We start from the raw sequence: 13,924 nt of genomic DNA on the forward strand, positions 1-13,924 counted from the left end.
AACGATCGGCGTTCATACTACACCTCTTTCCTCGCCAGTTGATGTTCTTGGCTCAGTTTGCATTTGTCGATACGCAGCAGCGCGATCTTCGAGTGGATTCCATCGGCTGCATTGCTTTTGCGGCAGGTCTCCATCGGCGATTTCGTACAGGCTATAGTGCCCGTTATAGGCATGTCTGGTGATGAGGCCAAATTTGGCCCATCTGGCGACGGTTTGCTCGCTGATATTGAGATGCGCTGCCGCTTCCTGTCTTGTCAGCATTCCCCGCTGTCGCAGTCGATCATATCGTGATCGCAGCTTATATTCGTGGATGAGATAGGCGACTTTGAGGGGTGTAAAGCGGGCGTCCTGGCAGCCGCGACGTGCGGTTCCACCTGGGCGATGTCCCTGCTCGTTTAGAATCTCGGCGATCTCGGGATAAATGTAATCGTCGAGAAGCCTATCGACCAGTTCAATGATACTGGGCTTTGTCTTGATCTGCTGAGGAGAGGATTTTGGGCTGATGGTGGTGAGCGTCTGGATTTTGCCGCCCTTGAAGCGAACGTGAAGCTTGGTGGTTCCTTCCGCTGGCAACTTTAAGAGAGTGACATCCTCAATGATGTGGGCCAGCAATCGCTTGCGTTCGCGGCTTGGGGTATCCGGATCTTTCCAGAGCTGGTTGAAGTCGGCCGTCATCGCGACTAACCGTTCGTGGACAGCTTTATCGAGGATGAATTGATCGTGCTCTCGGCCACGTTCGCGCTCTTCGCGGGCACTGGCCAGCGTGCGAAGCTTCTCGTTCCATTCACCTTCGAGCGTGTCGGCGACGAGGCGGTTACTAGGATCGACAAGCATGAAGCGGCGCTGAGCGAGCCCGGCTTCCGTTTGGGCGCGTTCGATTGCGCGACAGCGCAGCCGGTCTGCTTCTTCATGCCGGGCTTGGATCTCCTTGCGGACTTCGAGAGCGAGTTCGACGGCCGCCGGCGTCATCTGCTCAGCAATCAGCATACCGATGGCTTCATCGACGGGAGGCCCGGCGATCGACTGACACATAGGCTCCCCACGATAAATGCGGGCACGATTACAAATGTACCAGGCTTCCTGCCGGCCACGCCGCGCCGCATAGCGAACCCTAAGATGGCTGCCGCACTGCCCACACACGGCCCGGCCTTGCAGCAGTGCCGGTCCCTCCCTTGGGATTGAAGCTCGTGCCGCTTCAAATCCACGGCCATTCGCCTTGAGGATCTTCAGATTCTCCTGATGTCGCTCCCAGCTGATATAGCCGGGATGAGCATCGGGAATGCAGGCCGGCCAGTCATCAATGTCGCGCGCACGCAGAGTCTTTTTGCCGTCGATGGTGCGTCGAAACTGTCGTCGGCCATAGGTATAGGCGCCAGCGTAGCGAGGATTGTTCAGGACACGCATCGCCGTCGATGCGGTGAGCGGCCGAAACAGCGTGTCGCCGTTGTGTAGGCGCGATGGAAACAATAGGCCTTCATTGCGAAAGACCTTGACGGTCTGGGAGGCGGACCCGAGGCGAGAGAACATCTCAAAGAAATGAATGATCGTTTCTCTGACTTGCATGTCTGGATCAAGAGTCACATTGCCGAAATGGTCATAGACCAGCCCGGTCGGCAGGAGGCAACGAAACTCACCGCGCCGCACCTTATTGAGAATGCCGCCGCGTAGCCGGGCTTTGATCACATGCAGCTCGGCCTCACTCATTGTTCCCTTCAGGCCGAGCAGGAGCCGGTCGTTGAAACTTGCCGGATCATAGACGCCGTCCTCGTCGAGGATCAGGGTGTCGGCAAGGGCGCAGATCTCCAGCAGACGCTGCCAGTCGGCATTGTTGCGCGCCAGACGGGAGACCTCCAGGCCCATGACGATCCCGGCATGCCCCATGCCGACATCGCTGACCAGCCGCTGAAACCCTTCGCGCCACGCCGCCGATGCACCGGACTCTCCTTGATCGTTGTCGATGACGATAATCTGCTCGTCGCGCCAGCCGAGGGCGACAGCGCGTCCCCGAAGCGCATATTGCCGCCTGGCGCTCTCGACGTTCTCAACGACTTGCCGCATTGAAGACTGGCGGATGTACAGGTAGGCGCCGCGTTCGAGGTGATGAGGCTGGACTTTGAGATGTACATTCATGGTGATCTCCGATCGTTGATGCTCATGGCGATTGTCGCAAGGACGTGAACAACGGCGCTGTGCCCGCCGTGCAGCGGCCAAGCAATTGACGATGGGTAAATCTGCTCTCGCGGGGTGCTTGCTGTTGCTGTCAGCGCCTGAGCCCATCCCCACATGCCCCGGCGCAGAAAGAGCATCAGGCCGCTACGAGCCATAAGCGGCAGCGCTGCGCCGAAAGCAGCCTTGCGCAATATCTCGTACTGGGACGCGATGGTCGACGGTTGGATCGGGCATGCCACCGTCGCGGCAATGTTTACCTGCTGCTTTTTTTTAGAGCCCGCTCGATCGATCTGGGATGAAGCTCGATATCGAGTTCCTGGCGGAGCAGCTTGGCCAGTTCCCGGGCGCGAACGGGTTCTCCTGGGGCGAGCTGCGCCTGCAGAAATGCCAGGATTTTGTCGTCGATCTTGTGGGGACCGCGGGGGCCCGGCTTTGTCGGCACCAATCCGGTAATCCCGGCCATGTCGAAGTTCACCTTGGCCTGGTAGTAGGTTGGCCTGGAAACACCGTACTCGTCGGAGGCCTCCGTCACCGACACCTTGTCGATGGAGACGCGACGCAGCATCTCGTATTTGACCTGCACGGCGTCGTGCGGATCGAAGAACTCGCTGCCCCGAAACTTTGGATCGCGCACCTTCTCGGGGGTGGGATTGAACGTGCCCTCTTCGATGAGGACATCCGTCTTTGTGCGCTTGCTGTCGTACTTCGCAGACATCAATGGCTCCGAGGACATGAAGCGGCGTTAGCGTAATGCTAATTATGACGCATTTTGCTACCTCGTCAAGACGATGCTTATAGTCTATTTGACGTGATAGCTTGTATTTGCAGGCGTAACCTCTCATAAAGGCGACCTCTTGCGGCATAATCCACTTTACAAATGCGGCATATTTATCCTTACACTTCCGCACGTCAGCGCGGCTCCGATTTGCTCGAAAGGCGCTTCACCAGAGTGGCCAACTCCATTAAGTCGACCACCCGCAAGAGCGATCGTCCGTTGCTCATGACGACCTCAGGATCCAAGCTCACAAGATCAGTCCATTGCGGAGGAACCGACCAAACAGTGGCGTCCTCGGTCTGCAGCAAAAGGCGTTCACCATGCCGGTTGTAGCGCTTGCCGACGCACGGCAACTGCCGTGGGAATAAAGGATGAAACGGATGCGTTACCCGCACTAACTGCGTATCTGCGTTGGCAGCGGCTGCATTCTGTTGTGAGGTACAAGCGGCTGGAGAAAGCCCAGTTCTGCTGGCCCCGGATCGGTCACCATCGCGTCCAGCTCAATCACGCCCAGCTTCTGGCTCTTGTCGACGGAATGGACTGGAAGCGGGTTCGATCCACGCCGGTGAAGCCACCCGAGATTGTTGGGTAAAACCGCTGCGGCGAAGTGAATCAGCAGCCTGAAACCAGGGGCGGCTCGCGGCAAAATATGCTCTGATCGTGCCTATGACGCTGCCCGATATCGAGCTCCCGGATGATGTAGAGGCCCTGAAAGCCATGGTCCTTGCCATGGCCGAAAAAGCAGCCCGCGTCGAGGCTTTGGAGAAGCAGGTTGATGATCTTGAGGCACGCAATGCGGACGCCGACCAGCGTATCGAGCGGCTGACGCAGATCCTGAAAGCTTTCGATCGCGCCCGATTTGGCCGCCGCTCGGAAAAGCTTGCATCATCCACCGTCGATGACGAGCAGCATGCCTTTGTCTTCGAGGAGATCGAGACCGGCATTGCAGCAATCAAGGCTCAGGTTACGAAAGGCCGCGGCAGCGCGGATAGCAAACGCGCTCCACGACCACGTAAGGGGTTTGCGCCGCATCTCGAGCGCGTCGAGGTCGTGATCGAGCCGGAAGACCTGCCAGAGCATGCGGGTAAGACGAAAATCCTGATTGGAGAAGATGTCTCCGAGCGGCTGGACGTCGTCGCTGCGAAGTTCCGGGTGATCGTCACTCGTCGTCCCAAGTATGCCTTTCGGAACGATGACGGCGTCATCCAGGCGGCGGCTCCGGCACACATCATCGAAGGCGGCATTCCGACGGAAGCACTCCTGGCCCAGATCGCCGTCTCCAAATATGCCGATGGCCTGCCGCTCTATCGCCAGGAAGCCATCTACGCACGCGATAAGGTCGAACTCGACCGCAAGCTCATGGCACAATGGATGGGTAAGGTCGGGTTCGAACTCAATATCCTCGCCGACTACATCCTCGACGAGATCAAGAAGGCCGAACGGATCTTTGCCGACGAAACGACCTTGCCAACACTCGCACCTGGTTCCGGATCGGCGAAGACGGCGTGGCTATGGGCGTATGCCAGGGATGACCGGACCTTTGGGGGCAGCGGTCCGCCGATGGTGGCCTATCGCTTCGAGGACAGTCGAGCCACCGAGTGCGTCGCACGACACCTGAACGGCTACCGCGGCATTCTACAAGTGGACGGCTATGCCGCCTACAACAAGCTCGTCCGCAAGGATGGAGGCAATGACAGCGCCATCCTGGCCGGCTGCTGCTCGCACAGCCGCAGGAAGTTCTACGAGTTGCATGTCGCAAAGAGCTCGAAGGTCGCTACAGACACCGTCGAGCGTATGGCGAAGTTATGGGAGATCGAGGAGCGTGTGCGCGGCCAAAGCCCTGAGGCTCGTGTCGCAGCACGACAGGAGTTCTCCGCGGCGATCGTTCGTGACCTCTTCACTCTCTGGCAGGCCACCCTGCCGCGGGTATCCGGAAAATCCAAACTCGCGGAAGCTCTCCGCTATGCCATATCGCGCCGCGATATCTTCGAGCGCTTCCTGAAAGACGGCCGCGTCGAACTGGACTCCAACATTGTTGAGCGGGCGATCAGGCCCCAGGCGATTACGAGAAAAAATAGCCTATTCGCTGGAAGCGACGGCGGCGGCAGGACTTGGGCGACGATCGCGACGCTGCTTCAAACTGCAAAGATGAACAACGTCGATCCGCAGGCCTGGCTCAGACAGACGCTTGAGCGCCTTGCGAAGGCATGGCCCAACACCGAAATCGAAGCCCTCATGCCGTGGAACTATACCGCCTGAGTGGCCCCAGCTTGTCGCTTACGTTTGGCACTGCATGTCCAGTCCAGCGCATAACAGGTGGTAATCGCGTATAATAGCGTGGAATCGGCGGAATATGGCGCACCCGACAGGATTCGAACCTGTGACCTTTGGAATCGGAAAGCAAGCCTGAAGGTTTTTCCGCTGCTTCCTCTTGTTTACCGCAGATCGATTTTGCTATTCACATCAAGCGGTAAGCCTTTTCCGCAATTACAACGGTCTGGATCAAATTTACCCTGATTTGCTTCCTGCCGCTTCCTATATGCTTCCTGTAACGGGTGGGTGGCCGGCTTGGCGAAACTGACAAAGAGAATGATAGACGGCCTAGAGGCGCACGACAAAGACTATTTTGAGTGGGACGACGAGTTGCCCGGCTTCGGCGTCCGTGTCTGGCCTAGCGGTCGTAAGACCTACGTTGCGCAATATAGGGCGGGGAAGCAGACGCGTCGTTTCAAAATTGGCGTTCACGGTCCATTAACGGTCGAGGAAGCCCGCAAGGGAGCCAAGGCCGTTCTCGGCGATGTTGCTCGTGGTGAGGATCCGCAGCTTGATCGTTCAACGCGCCGGAAGGCGCTGACTGTCAAGGATCTGTGCGAGATGTATTTCGAGGCGGCTGATAAGGGGCTGGTATTCGGCAAGCGCGGAAAGCCGAAAAAGTCTTCGACACTCTATGTCGATAAGGGCAGGGCGACCCGCCACATTATCCCACTTATCGGCAATCGGCTCGTGCAAGAACTGACAACCGCCGACGCAATCAAAATGATGCGCGACGTGACGATCGGGAAGACGGCGACGGACGAGAAGACGGACAAGTTGCGGGGCCGGGCGGTCGTTACCGGCGGGGCCGGCACCGCTTCGCAAACCGTTACGCTTCTGAGTGCGATCCTGACTTACGCCGTTTCCGAAGGCATCATCGCGCACAATCCGGCGCGCGGCATTAAAAAGCCTGCTGTTGGCAAACGGACGCGGCGTCTTAGCGCGAAGGAATATCGGGCGCTTGGTAAGGTGTTGGAAACCGCCGAAGATGAACTTTGGCAAGGCGTGGTCGGCACGAAGCTGTTTTTGCTAACCGGGTTTCGATTGAGCGAGATTTCGGGGTTGATGTGGTCGGAAGTCGATGAGGCCGGAAGCTGTCTGCACCTAGACGACTCAAAAGAAGACGCTTCAATCCGTCCTGTTGGCTCTGCCGTGTTCGATGTGCTTCGTAAAGTTGAGCGGCATAGTAAAAACCCATTCGTGCTGCCGGGACCACGGAGTGAGAACGGTCACTACAGTGCCTTGGACGATGCGCTCGACAGGTTGACAAAAAGAGCAGGGCTGGATGGCGTGACATCGCATACGCTGCGGCATTCGTACGCAAGCGTGGCGGGTGATCTCGGATTTACCGAGATAACTATTTCCGCGCTCTTGGGACACGCTGCCGGCAACGTCACGCAACGATATGTGCATCACCTTGATAGTGTACTAATCGCAGCGGCAGACAAGGTTTCTGGGGAGGTTTCTAGGATGATGGCGACCGACGGGTCGCCTTAAACCTTTCTAGCTTTTCGCGGCAGAGGCCACTGGCGGCCGCTGTCTGCTCATAGGAAACTTGTTTTGGCACGGCGGAATTGCTCGATGTGAACAGTGCATTGTCAAATTCAGCTCCCCGCGATGACCCTTGCGGCGTACTTAATTGCTCGATTGGACTTTTATAGTAGACGTTGAGCGACTTTTTGTTCAGCTTTACTCTCATAAGTCGCAGAGATTCGTGGGAGAGATGCGAGTTGGGCAGAAAATTGAGGCTTACCAAGTTTAAAGAACTGTCTATCGACGACCCTTTTTTTGATAGCTTAAAAGCTGGCTACAATGGATTTCCCGGATGGTTTGCTGGGAAGGCGGACGAAGATCTCTACATTGTCGATGATGATCTCGGCGTACTGAGTGGGATGATTTATCTAAAAATTGAGGAGGGGACGGTGGAAGATGTCGAGCCGCCGCTCCCAGAAGGCAAATGGCTCAAGGTCGGCACCCTAAAAATCGAAGGCAAGGGCACGAAGCTCGGCGAGCGTGTGATTAAAAAAATCTTCGACACCGCGCTGGATAAAAGTGCCACCGGTATCTACGTCACCGTTTTTGAAATTCATGAATCTCTTATTAAACTATTCAAAAGATACGGTTTTATAGAGCATGGGTCGAAGACGACCGACAACGGCGTTGAGGTGGTCCTGATGCGTTCTCTGACGATCCATTCGCATGATATCTTAAAGCGCTATCCGATTATGTGCTTTGAGGACCGCAATCTGTGGCTGCTCGCCGTCTATCCAGAGTATCACACGCGCCTCCTCCCGGATTCCATTTTGAACAATGAGCCACAGGAAATCGTTCAGGATGTGTCTCACACCAATACCATCCATAAAATCTATATCGGGAAGTTGTCGCTAACCCGGATGAAAAAGGGCGATGCTGTGGTTATGTATCGCACCTCGGACAAGAAGGGTCCTGCCCATTACCGTTCCGTCGCGACTTCTATCTGTGTGGTCGAGGAGACGCACAAGAAGAGAGATTTTGCCTCTGTGGCCGATTTCTTGAGCTATTGTCGACCACATAGCGTATTCGATGATGCTGAACTCACGCACATGTTTAATACGTACAATCGACTTTACACCGTAAAAATGACCTACAATGTAGCGTTTAATAAGCGAATTACGCGAGGAAAAATGATCGAAGAAGCGGGGGTACCCATTCAGCCTCGTTGGGACCTAAAGCCGCTTACGAAAGCGGCGTTCGATGCAATCGTAGAAATGGGGAAAATAAATGAAGGTATTATTGTCGATTAACCCCGAGCATGTCGAAAATATCTTTAGCGGATTGAAGACCTATGAGTTCCGTCGTAAGGTTTTTGCCCGCAAAGACGTTAAGACCGTGGTTGTTTATTGTACAATGCCCATTGGCAAGATCGTCGGCGAGTTTGATATCGACTGCATAATTGAGGACAAGCCATCGGACTTATGGAAAGAGACCGAAGGCGGCTCAGGGATAACCAAAAAATTCTTTGACAGTTATTTTGAAGGTAGAGAGGTTGCCTACGCATTAAAGATCGGGGAAGTCCGAGCCTATGATACGCATGTCAACCCTTCCGATGTATTGGACAATTTCACGCCTCCGCAATCGTATATGTACATGGATCGAGAAAGATTTAAGGGAACGAATTCTCGACAGCTAGAACTGGTGTGGTAGTAATTGGCAGCTAGTATCACAATAATATTTGGTATCTCCGGATCGGGAAAGACCACAGCCTGTGCGGATTTTGTGGCGCGTCACTCGGATTATTGTCATGTAAGAGCGAGCAGCTTTTTACTGGGCGCACAATTGGGACCAGAACGCTCGTTTCAAGCTATCGAGTCCGATCAAACTCGAATTCTGTCTGCCTTTGACCATTTGAAGACGATTGAAACCAGAAATATTCTATTTGACGCGCACAGCGTAGTTCGAAACCATCTTGGTATATTCGTAGTTCCAACCGCCATTGTCAGGGCAATTTCACCCGATTTGATCGTATTGTTAGACGTCGACCCAGAAATAGCAAAAAGGCGTAGGATCGCGCGAAATGGAACGAGCACACTGCAGATTACGGAAAATATTAGCGAAGAGAGAAATCTCGCTCGCGCGGCATGCGAGGCCTATAGCCAAGAATTAGAGCTACCGCTACGCATCGCCGTTACGAATGATGGATTTACGCTAGACGCTATACTACTTCACAATCGTCCTTAGCGCTGTTAGCTGAGACTGCACACGGTCCTCGTTTTCTTCCTGGATATTCTCATTGTAGCCGATTTCCAGCCGCCCGGGCACGTACAATCCGCTGTTAGCAGAGGTTGAGCTAAACCCGTACCAATCGAAAATCCTCTCGAAATTTGGGAGCTTGCTTTCACTGACGGTAAGGTGGGGGCGATCCTCGTTAAGCCATCGCAAGAGATTGTCGAAAATCCTTACTCCAATCCCACGTCCGAAATGATCATGTGACACTCGGACTGTGCATATTTTCTTTTCGTTGGAATCTTTTTTTGCAATACCTACACCGACCAACTCGCCGCCGCGCTCGACGCGGTGAAGATAGCGCTCCCCAGTCCTCAAACCAGGAACGACCTTTGTGCGATACCATCGCTCAATGCCAGGATAATCACTAGAGAGCGGTAAGATAAAAGAGAGCGCTTCAGCCTCGTGCGGTAGCAAATTGGGAATCTGTCCCGGTTGAGGAGTATCCGACAACAATAGCGTGCGCGGTGGATTTAACGAAATGTCGAGAGGGGATTTCATAAACAGTCCTTTCGACTAATGGCTTCCGGCGATTGCTTGACATAGTGCAGCGACTCCAAAAGATATCAGGGTCGCCACCAGATTTCCAAGCAGACCGAAGGCGAATGCTATCGCGAGATACTTTGTGACAGTCTTTCTTCCGGTGCGACGTGTTTGAAGCTTAACGAACGAGGAAAAGTCTAATAGGCCCTTCCCCGGCTCCGCAATACGCTTCCAATGGTACACAACCATTCCATCGGGAACGCCTGTTGAAACATAGTCGTTCCAAGGGCTAAATTCCAGCAGCCTATTTTTATGCCACTGGATACTGCTCGCTGCTAGGTCAGAATTGATCGGAAACGCCGTTAGAAATGCGATCAGACTGACCGGCACCTTTTTGTCGGCCTCGTCAGCCTTAATTCGAAGTTCGACCTGGGGCGGAAGCGTCCGTAGCTCGTTAAATCTGAAGTCTATATATTCGATCTCTTCCGAGCCGCTTTGGAAATTTCGATCCGATGGTCTGATTATTCGTATGAAGTGCCCATTGTCATTGGGATTGAGATAGATTCGTAGGCGAAAATAAGCTCGTTCTCCATCTCGCCAATTGCTGCAGACAGACTCAATCGCAGGTCTGGTTATAGCCAAAAACGTCCCGTCGCGGTTATCAGGCGTAATCTCAAGATGAGACTCATCAATATCCGATCCATTCGACATAAATTCGTGGACCCGGCAAAAGACTGATTCAGGGGTCTTTAACTCTATCCTGACCGGGCGCTGCGTTCGAGTGCACTCAAGTGGCTCATTGAAGATTCCCTGCGCCACGCTCGGAATAGCAAGCCTAGCGCTGCAATCTTCAATTTCGCCCCGCTCGACCAGTGCAGGGAGATAAATATTCAGTCGCTCCACCGAAAGTGGGCGGGAAAGCATAACGCCTATTTCAAAAAAATCGCGAACTGGGGCTCCATTGCGGGGCACAAATTCTCTATCTCCGGCAATTCGCCAAAGATTAAAATGAACCTCCATCGAGGCGTTCGGGTCGGCGTTCTTCGCAAGGCACCAAATCGCCATGCTTCCATCTTTCGGGCGGTGAAGTTCATTTCTTTTATTCATGCAATCCTCATCGCCTTAACTGCAAATACGCGCGGACCGTCAGGCAGGCGAGTAATTGTTCTTCTCGATACTTACGATTGATTCGTTCGCCTCGTCAATTTCAATGCGTCTTTGGAAGAGCACAATCAAGAGATGTCAATATACGGAGGGGATTAGCAACCTTGAGGCTCTTCGTACCGAGTGAAGCGCCTTACCGGAAGTCTCGGCCACATTTTGTGCAGCCTTGGCGGTTTCCGTCACAGCGTCTATAGAGGTCCTAAGTTGGAGCAGCGGCGCTGCCACAGTTACTGGCCTCTGTTTCCGAGTTGCGCTTCCGCCCCCTCGTCAGCTCCGCTCCGAGGTTGAGCGGACGGGCTTTGACAGGCGCTCTTCCGCCCATTTGTCCAAGTCGTGAATGTGATAAAGCGGAATGCGACCGCTGTACTGCATGGCTGGCCCTCCGCCAACGGTTGCCATTTTGGCAAGTGTGGAAACGGCAATATCGATGCCATGCTTCGAGGCGAGATAACTTGGCACGTCGCTTCGGCGCAGACGAGGGCGCTGCGGTGGCGTTTCAGTGGTGATGGTCGTATCGGGGGTCATCATCCTAGCGTTTTCCTCTTACAATGCGGATGGATTCAACGAGGCCGGGGCGTAGGCGGCGGGCTTTTTGTTCGGCATGCAACGAGTTGCCGGCGGTGGTGGTGACGGTAGCGCCATCGTGGAAGTGGACGCGAAAAAGCGCCTGCTTCGATGGGCGGTTGGCAATGATCGGCTGCTTCATCTGCCTAGCTCCGTTAGATGGGCAGCGTGATTGCCAAGGCGGCGAGCGTCATGGCGGCGGTGATGAGACCGATTGCAGCGCAGAGCGCGCGCACTTCCTTTCCTAGCCGGGGGAGGCTCGTGGGCGTCTCTGTCATCGGGGAAATGCGGAACATGAGGTGATCTCCGTTGATCCGTTCGGGAAACCGGCCCGAAGGCCGGAAACCGGAGCGGATGCGGGATCACTCGGCGATATCGCCGAGCGCTTGGTTAGGGTTGTCCCTTTGCGAAGCGGTATCGTCCAAGGCGTCGATTGCGACAGTGGAGGTCCCGATCTTGTCCACGCTGAGGGATTGTTCGGTGTAGGCACCGCTAACCCGGTCAAACATTTCTGATTGGGTTTCTTCGCGAAGGTCGCCAGCCTTCACCATTGAGTCCGCTTGGTCTTGCATCATCCACCCGTAGAGGCGGCCTTCTTCAATGGCATCCGCGATTTCTCGAATTAGATCGGCAGTTGATTCTGCATCTTCAAGGCCGCAGCTAAATGTCTCTTCGTGGCCCTCGTGGTGTCGAAGCTCGTTTTCGCCATCTTTGATGATGCCGTTCAGGTCGATAGACAGCGAAATAGTCATGAGGTCTTGTATGTGGGGCATTGCGCTTCCTTTCATCCGTTCGGGAAACCGGCCCGAAGGCCGGAAACCGGAGCGGATGCCAGATCAGGCGGCGCGTGCGATTTCTGCTGCGCGCAGCAGTTCCGCCGCCTCAGTGGCGTGCTTTGCGATTTCGGATTTGGTGAAACCTTCGGCCAGTAATTCGGCCTCAGTCATGCCGACGCCGCGTTCGCGTGCCAGATCGGCCATCTCTCTCGGAATATTGCGCATTGCTCTCTCCATCCGTGTTGGATGCCGGTTCCTCTGTCGCCCGGCGGCTTCCCGGCGCTGCCTGCGCCTAGGATGGATAAGTTTCATAAGTTGCAACTTTTGACAAGAGCCAAAAGTTTCATAATGTGCAACTTCTTTGAGTGCAACATGAAACTAGCGCGAATCTGTCGAATGGCGGGTGTGTTGGTGAATGCGGCGAGGGGAATGAAGCGGTCGATTTTCGACGGCATATCGATGGCGTCTTGGGTGGAAGCGCCGGTCAAAATGGAGCGGTGTCCGCAGTCGAGTGATTCTGATGTTAGGGTGCGCACTCGTAGGCGTGCGGCTAGGTCGGCTATTTGCCGTCCGTACCGGTGCCATTTCCTTGCTGGTCAAAGAACAGCTTGAGCATCGATATTGCGCGGTCTTTCTGCTCTTCAGTCTTGTCCCTGAAAAATTTCGCAAGCCAGTCGTCGTGAGGTTCGCGGAATAGTCCCTGCACGTCCGTGCCAAACAGGGCGGCTAGCTTTTCCAGATATTCGGGCTTGGGCAGCGTGCCCTTGAACCACTTGGAAACAAGCCCTTTGTCAACGTTCAGCTCTTCCACGATGTTCACTTGCTTGAGGTGACGCGTCTCCGCCCACTCAGGAATGTAGTGGATTCTTTGAGGCGTCTTATTCGAGTGAATACGGCTAACGTTGCTCATGTTTCAACTTTACTCGCGAGTGAGGTGGAAGGCGTTAGCGCGACGTGAAACCGACCCTCTTGCAAATAGTGTCAAGTTATGAAACTTATCGCTATATGGAACATCCGATTGCGAAATACCGGCGTGAACACAACTTGACGCAAGATGCGTTCGGGAAGCGCGTCGGCGCGACCAAAGGGATGGTTTCCAAGTGGGAGGCCTGTCGCGTCTTGCCCCGTCCGTCGCTCTTGGTTCGGATTGAGGACGTGTCGGGCGGATATCTAACGGCAGGTTCTATTGTCCGCTCGTTCGTGGCGGCATCTCAATTTCAGGAGGCCGCAGAATGACCGGCCTCTTTCACCGTTTGTGCGGCCAATCCTCCCGGCCTGCTGCACCCCGCGCCGGGGCGCTCTCTTGTCTGTCGCCCGGCGCGGGGAAATCTCGTTTTGCATGTGGGCCTCCGTAGCTTCGTAACGCCCTGAACCTCTCATCTTCGATCATTTCCCACCACGGGAAAAACACTGGGAAATTCCCGGTGCGGGAAAGGCTTTGTCTCATGATTCAAACTGCATGGTTTCATCGCATCAAGGCAGCGCAGCGCGATCTCATCCGGCTTGTTGGCGGTATCGAGCGGGCTGCGGAAATCTCCTCGATCTCGAAAAGTCACATCGGGCGCATGAACAATGCGACGGACCCGGAAATGATGCCGTTGCACGCCGTTTACGCCCTGGAATCCGAATGCGGCGTGCAGGTCGTCACCTCGGCGATGGCAGAACTGCACGGCAAGCGGCTGGTCGAGCCGGAAAGCGAGCGCGGGGCCGATCACTGCCTTATCGCCGCCTATTCCGACATGGTGCGAAAGGCGGGCGACCTGATTTCGGGCGGGGCAGTTGCGATTGCCGATCTCATGGTGACGCCAGCGGAAGCGACCAAGATGGACCGGGACGCGGCGGAACTGGAAATCGGGATTGCGGCGCTACGCAAGGCGCTCGCCAACGTGAAAGCACGCGGCGGGCAGAGGGTCGGCCT

At 55.1% G+C, this 13,924-nt stretch carries 19 protein-coding genes; 8 read left to right on the plus strand and 11 right to left on the minus strand.

What is annotated here, in order from left to right:
* Positions 1 to 12: 12 nt before the first annotated feature.
* The 3 genes from GA0061101_RS37825 to GA0061101_RS41265 all read right to left on the minus strand — a co-directional run bounded on the left by GA0061101_RS37825 (position 13) and on the right by GA0061101_RS41265 (position 3,339).
* The gene (locus tag GA0061101_RS37825) at positions 13 to 2,277 is read right to left on the minus strand and encodes a recombinase family protein (protein ID WP_342587935.1); all 2,265 of its coding nucleotides are present in this window, start codon (positions 2,275 to 2,277) and stop codon (positions 13 to 15) included.
* A gap of 145 nt (positions 2,278 to 2,422) precedes the next feature.
* A complete protein-coding gene (locus tag GA0061101_RS37830; RefSeq protein WP_092573267.1) occupies positions 2,423 to 2,884 on the minus strand; it encodes a helix-turn-helix domain-containing protein in 462 nt (153 codons plus the stop codon).
* Between the two features lie 194 nt (positions 2,885 to 3,078).
* On the minus strand, positions 3,079 to 3,339 hold the full coding sequence (locus GA0061101_RS41265; protein WP_167669643.1) for a DUF5372 family protein: 261 nt from the start codon (positions 3,337 to 3,339) through the stop codon (positions 3,079 to 3,081).
* Here GA0061101_RS41265 and tnpB point away from each other — a divergent pair.
* The 6 genes from tnpB to GA0061101_RS41275 all read left to right on the plus strand — a co-directional run bounded on the left by tnpB (position 3,303) and on the right by GA0061101_RS41275 (position 8,974).
* A complete protein-coding gene (tnpB, locus tag GA0061101_RS41270) occupies positions 3,303 to 3,536 on the plus strand; it encodes an IS66 family insertion sequence element accessory protein TnpB (RefSeq protein WP_425350061.1) in 234 nt (77 codons plus the stop codon). The genes GA0061101_RS41265 and tnpB overlap by 37 nt on opposite strands.
* 74 nt (positions 3,537 to 3,610) lie before the next feature.
* Positions 3,611 to 5,203 carry an IS66 family transposase gene (gene tnpC, locus GA0061101_RS37840; RefSeq protein ID WP_092577712.1) on the plus strand — a complete coding sequence of 531 codons (1,593 nt, stop codon included), beginning with the start codon at positions 3,611 to 3,613 and terminating at the stop codon, positions 5,201 to 5,203.
* Positions 5,204 to 5,512: 309 nt separating this feature from the next.
* Complete coding sequence (locus GA0061101_RS37845; RefSeq protein ID WP_092577734.1) at positions 5,513 to 6,754, plus strand: tyrosine-type recombinase/integrase; 1,242 nt, start codon at positions 5,513 to 5,515, stop codon at positions 6,752 to 6,754.
* Positions 6,755 to 6,987: 233 nt separating this feature from the next.
* Complete coding sequence (locus GA0061101_RS37850; protein ID WP_092577715.1) at positions 6,988 to 8,040, plus strand: N-acetyltransferase; 1,053 nt, start codon at positions 6,988 to 6,990, stop codon at positions 8,038 to 8,040.
* The gene (locus GA0061101_RS37855) at positions 8,018 to 8,440 is read left to right on the plus strand and encodes an ASCH domain-containing protein (protein WP_092577718.1); all 423 of its coding nucleotides are present in this window, start codon (positions 8,018 to 8,020) and stop codon (positions 8,438 to 8,440) included. The genes GA0061101_RS37850 and GA0061101_RS37855 overlap by 23 nt, the downstream gene beginning before the upstream one ends.
* Before the next feature lie 3 nt (positions 8,441 to 8,443).
* Positions 8,444 to 8,974 carry an ATP-binding protein gene (locus tag GA0061101_RS41275; protein WP_092577719.1) on the plus strand — a complete coding sequence of 177 codons (531 nt, stop codon included), beginning with the start codon at positions 8,444 to 8,446 and terminating at the stop codon, positions 8,972 to 8,974.
* Here GA0061101_RS41275 and GA0061101_RS37865 read toward each other — a convergent pair.
* The 8 genes from GA0061101_RS37865 to GA0061101_RS37890 form a co-directional block, all read right to left on the minus strand.
* A complete protein-coding gene (locus GA0061101_RS37865) occupies positions 8,954 to 9,520 on the minus strand; it encodes a GNAT family N-acetyltransferase (RefSeq protein ID WP_092577722.1) in 567 nt (188 codons plus the stop codon). The two genes, GA0061101_RS41275 and GA0061101_RS37865, sit on opposite strands and share 21 nt — an antisense overlap.
* A 15-nt stretch (positions 9,521 to 9,535) precedes the next feature.
* Entirely contained in the window at positions 9,536 to 10,609 is a 1,074-nt protein-coding gene (locus GA0061101_RS37870) for a hypothetical protein (RefSeq protein WP_092577725.1), read from the minus strand.
* 324 nt (positions 10,610 to 10,933) lie between these two features.
* On the minus strand, positions 10,934 to 11,194 hold the full coding sequence (locus GA0061101_RS37875; protein ID WP_245297671.1) for a hypothetical protein: 261 nt from the start codon (positions 11,192 to 11,194) through the stop codon (positions 10,934 to 10,936).
* 1 nt (position 11,195) lies between these two features.
* A complete protein-coding gene (locus tag GA0061101_RS39785) occupies positions 11,196 to 11,372 on the minus strand; it encodes a hypothetical protein (RefSeq protein WP_167669644.1) in 177 nt (58 codons plus the stop codon).
* A 13-nt stretch (positions 11,373 to 11,385) separates the two neighbouring features.
* Entirely contained in the window at positions 11,386 to 11,526 is a 141-nt protein-coding gene (locus GA0061101_RS39790) for a hypothetical protein (RefSeq protein WP_167669645.1), read from the minus strand.
* Positions 11,527 to 11,592: 66 nt separating this feature from the next.
* Positions 11,593 to 11,982: a hypothetical protein gene (locus GA0061101_RS37880; protein WP_141694188.1), complete on the minus strand. Its 390-nt coding sequence runs from the start codon at positions 11,980 to 11,982 to the stop codon at positions 11,593 to 11,595.
* Between the two features lie 84 nt (positions 11,983 to 12,066).
* Positions 12,067 to 12,231 carry a hypothetical protein gene (locus GA0061101_RS39795; RefSeq protein ID WP_167669646.1) on the minus strand — a complete coding sequence of 55 codons (165 nt, stop codon included), beginning with the start codon at positions 12,229 to 12,231 and terminating at the stop codon, positions 12,067 to 12,069.
* Positions 12,232 to 12,565: 334 nt separating this feature from the next.
* Positions 12,566 to 12,916 (minus strand): helix-turn-helix domain-containing protein, encoded by a 351-nt coding sequence (locus tag GA0061101_RS37890; protein WP_092577730.1) that lies wholly within the window; start codon positions 12,914 to 12,916, stop codon positions 12,566 to 12,568.
* Positions 12,917 to 13,011: 95 nt separating this feature from the next.
* On the opposite strand from GA0061101_RS37890, the gene GA0061101_RS41280 reads away from it, so the two are divergent.
* Positions 13,012 to 13,242 carry a helix-turn-helix transcriptional regulator gene (locus tag GA0061101_RS41280; RefSeq protein ID WP_092577733.1) on the plus strand — a complete coding sequence of 77 codons (231 nt, stop codon included), beginning with the start codon at positions 13,012 to 13,014 and terminating at the stop codon, positions 13,240 to 13,242.
* Between the two features lie 209 nt (positions 13,243 to 13,451).
* On the plus strand, positions 13,452 to 13,924 hold a 473-nt coding region (locus GA0061101_RS37900; RefSeq protein WP_092574371.1), incomplete at its 3' end, for a hypothetical protein.

The organism is Martinezella lusitana (genome assembly GCF_900094565.1).
In the GTDB taxonomy this organism is placed as follows: Bacteria; Pseudomonadota; Alphaproteobacteria; order Rhizobiales; family Rhizobiaceae; genus Rhizobium; species Rhizobium lusitanum.

Bases quoted from the DNA above. Each gene is read 5' to 3' on its own strand.
- GA0061101_RS37855 (WP_092577718.1), top strand. From the start codon at position 8,018: ATGAAGGTATTATTGTCGATTAACCCCGAGCATGTCGAAAATATCTTT.
- GA0061101_RS39795 (WP_167669646.1), bottom strand. From the start codon at position 12,231: ATGCGCAATATTCCGAGAGAGATGGCCGATCTGGCACGCGAACGCGGC.
- GA0061101_RS37870 (WP_092577725.1), bottom strand. From the start codon at position 10,609: ATGAATAAAAGAAATGAACTTCACCGCCCGAAAGATGGAAGCATGGCG.
- GA0061101_RS39785 (WP_167669644.1), bottom strand. From the start codon at position 11,372: ATGAAGCAGCCGATCATTGCCAACCGCCCATCGAAGCAGGCGCTTTTT.
- GA0061101_RS41280 (WP_092577733.1), top strand. From the start codon at position 13,012: ATGGAACATCCGATTGCGAAATACCGGCGTGAACACAACTTGACGCAA.
- GA0061101_RS37880 (WP_141694188.1), bottom strand. From the start codon at position 11,982: ATGACTATTTCGCTGTCTATCGACCTGAACGGCATCATCAAAGATGGC.
- GA0061101_RS37890 (WP_092577730.1), bottom strand. From the start codon at position 12,916: ATGAGCAACGTTAGCCGTATTCACTCGAATAAGACGCCTCAAAGAATC.
- GA0061101_RS37825 (WP_342587935.1), bottom strand. From the start codon at position 2,277: ATGGGCTCAGGCGCTGACAGCAACAGCAAGCACCCCGCGAGAGCAGAT.
- GA0061101_RS37830 (WP_092573267.1), bottom strand. From the start codon at position 2,884: ATGTCTGCGAAGTACGACAGCAAGCGCACAAAGACGGATGTCCTCATC.
- GA0061101_RS37875 (WP_245297671.1), bottom strand. From the start codon at position 11,194: ATGATGACCCCCGATACGACCATCACCACTGAAACGCCACCGCAGCGC.
- GA0061101_RS39790 (WP_167669645.1), bottom strand. From the start codon at position 11,526: ATGTTCCGCATTTCCCCGATGACAGAGACGCCCACGAGCCTCCCCCGG.
- tnpC (WP_092577712.1), top strand. From the start codon at position 3,611: ATGACGCTGCCCGATATCGAGCTCCCGGATGATGTAGAGGCCCTGAAA.
- GA0061101_RS37865 (WP_092577722.1), bottom strand. From the start codon at position 9,520: ATGAAATCCCCTCTCGACATTTCGTTAAATCCACCGCGCACGCTATTG.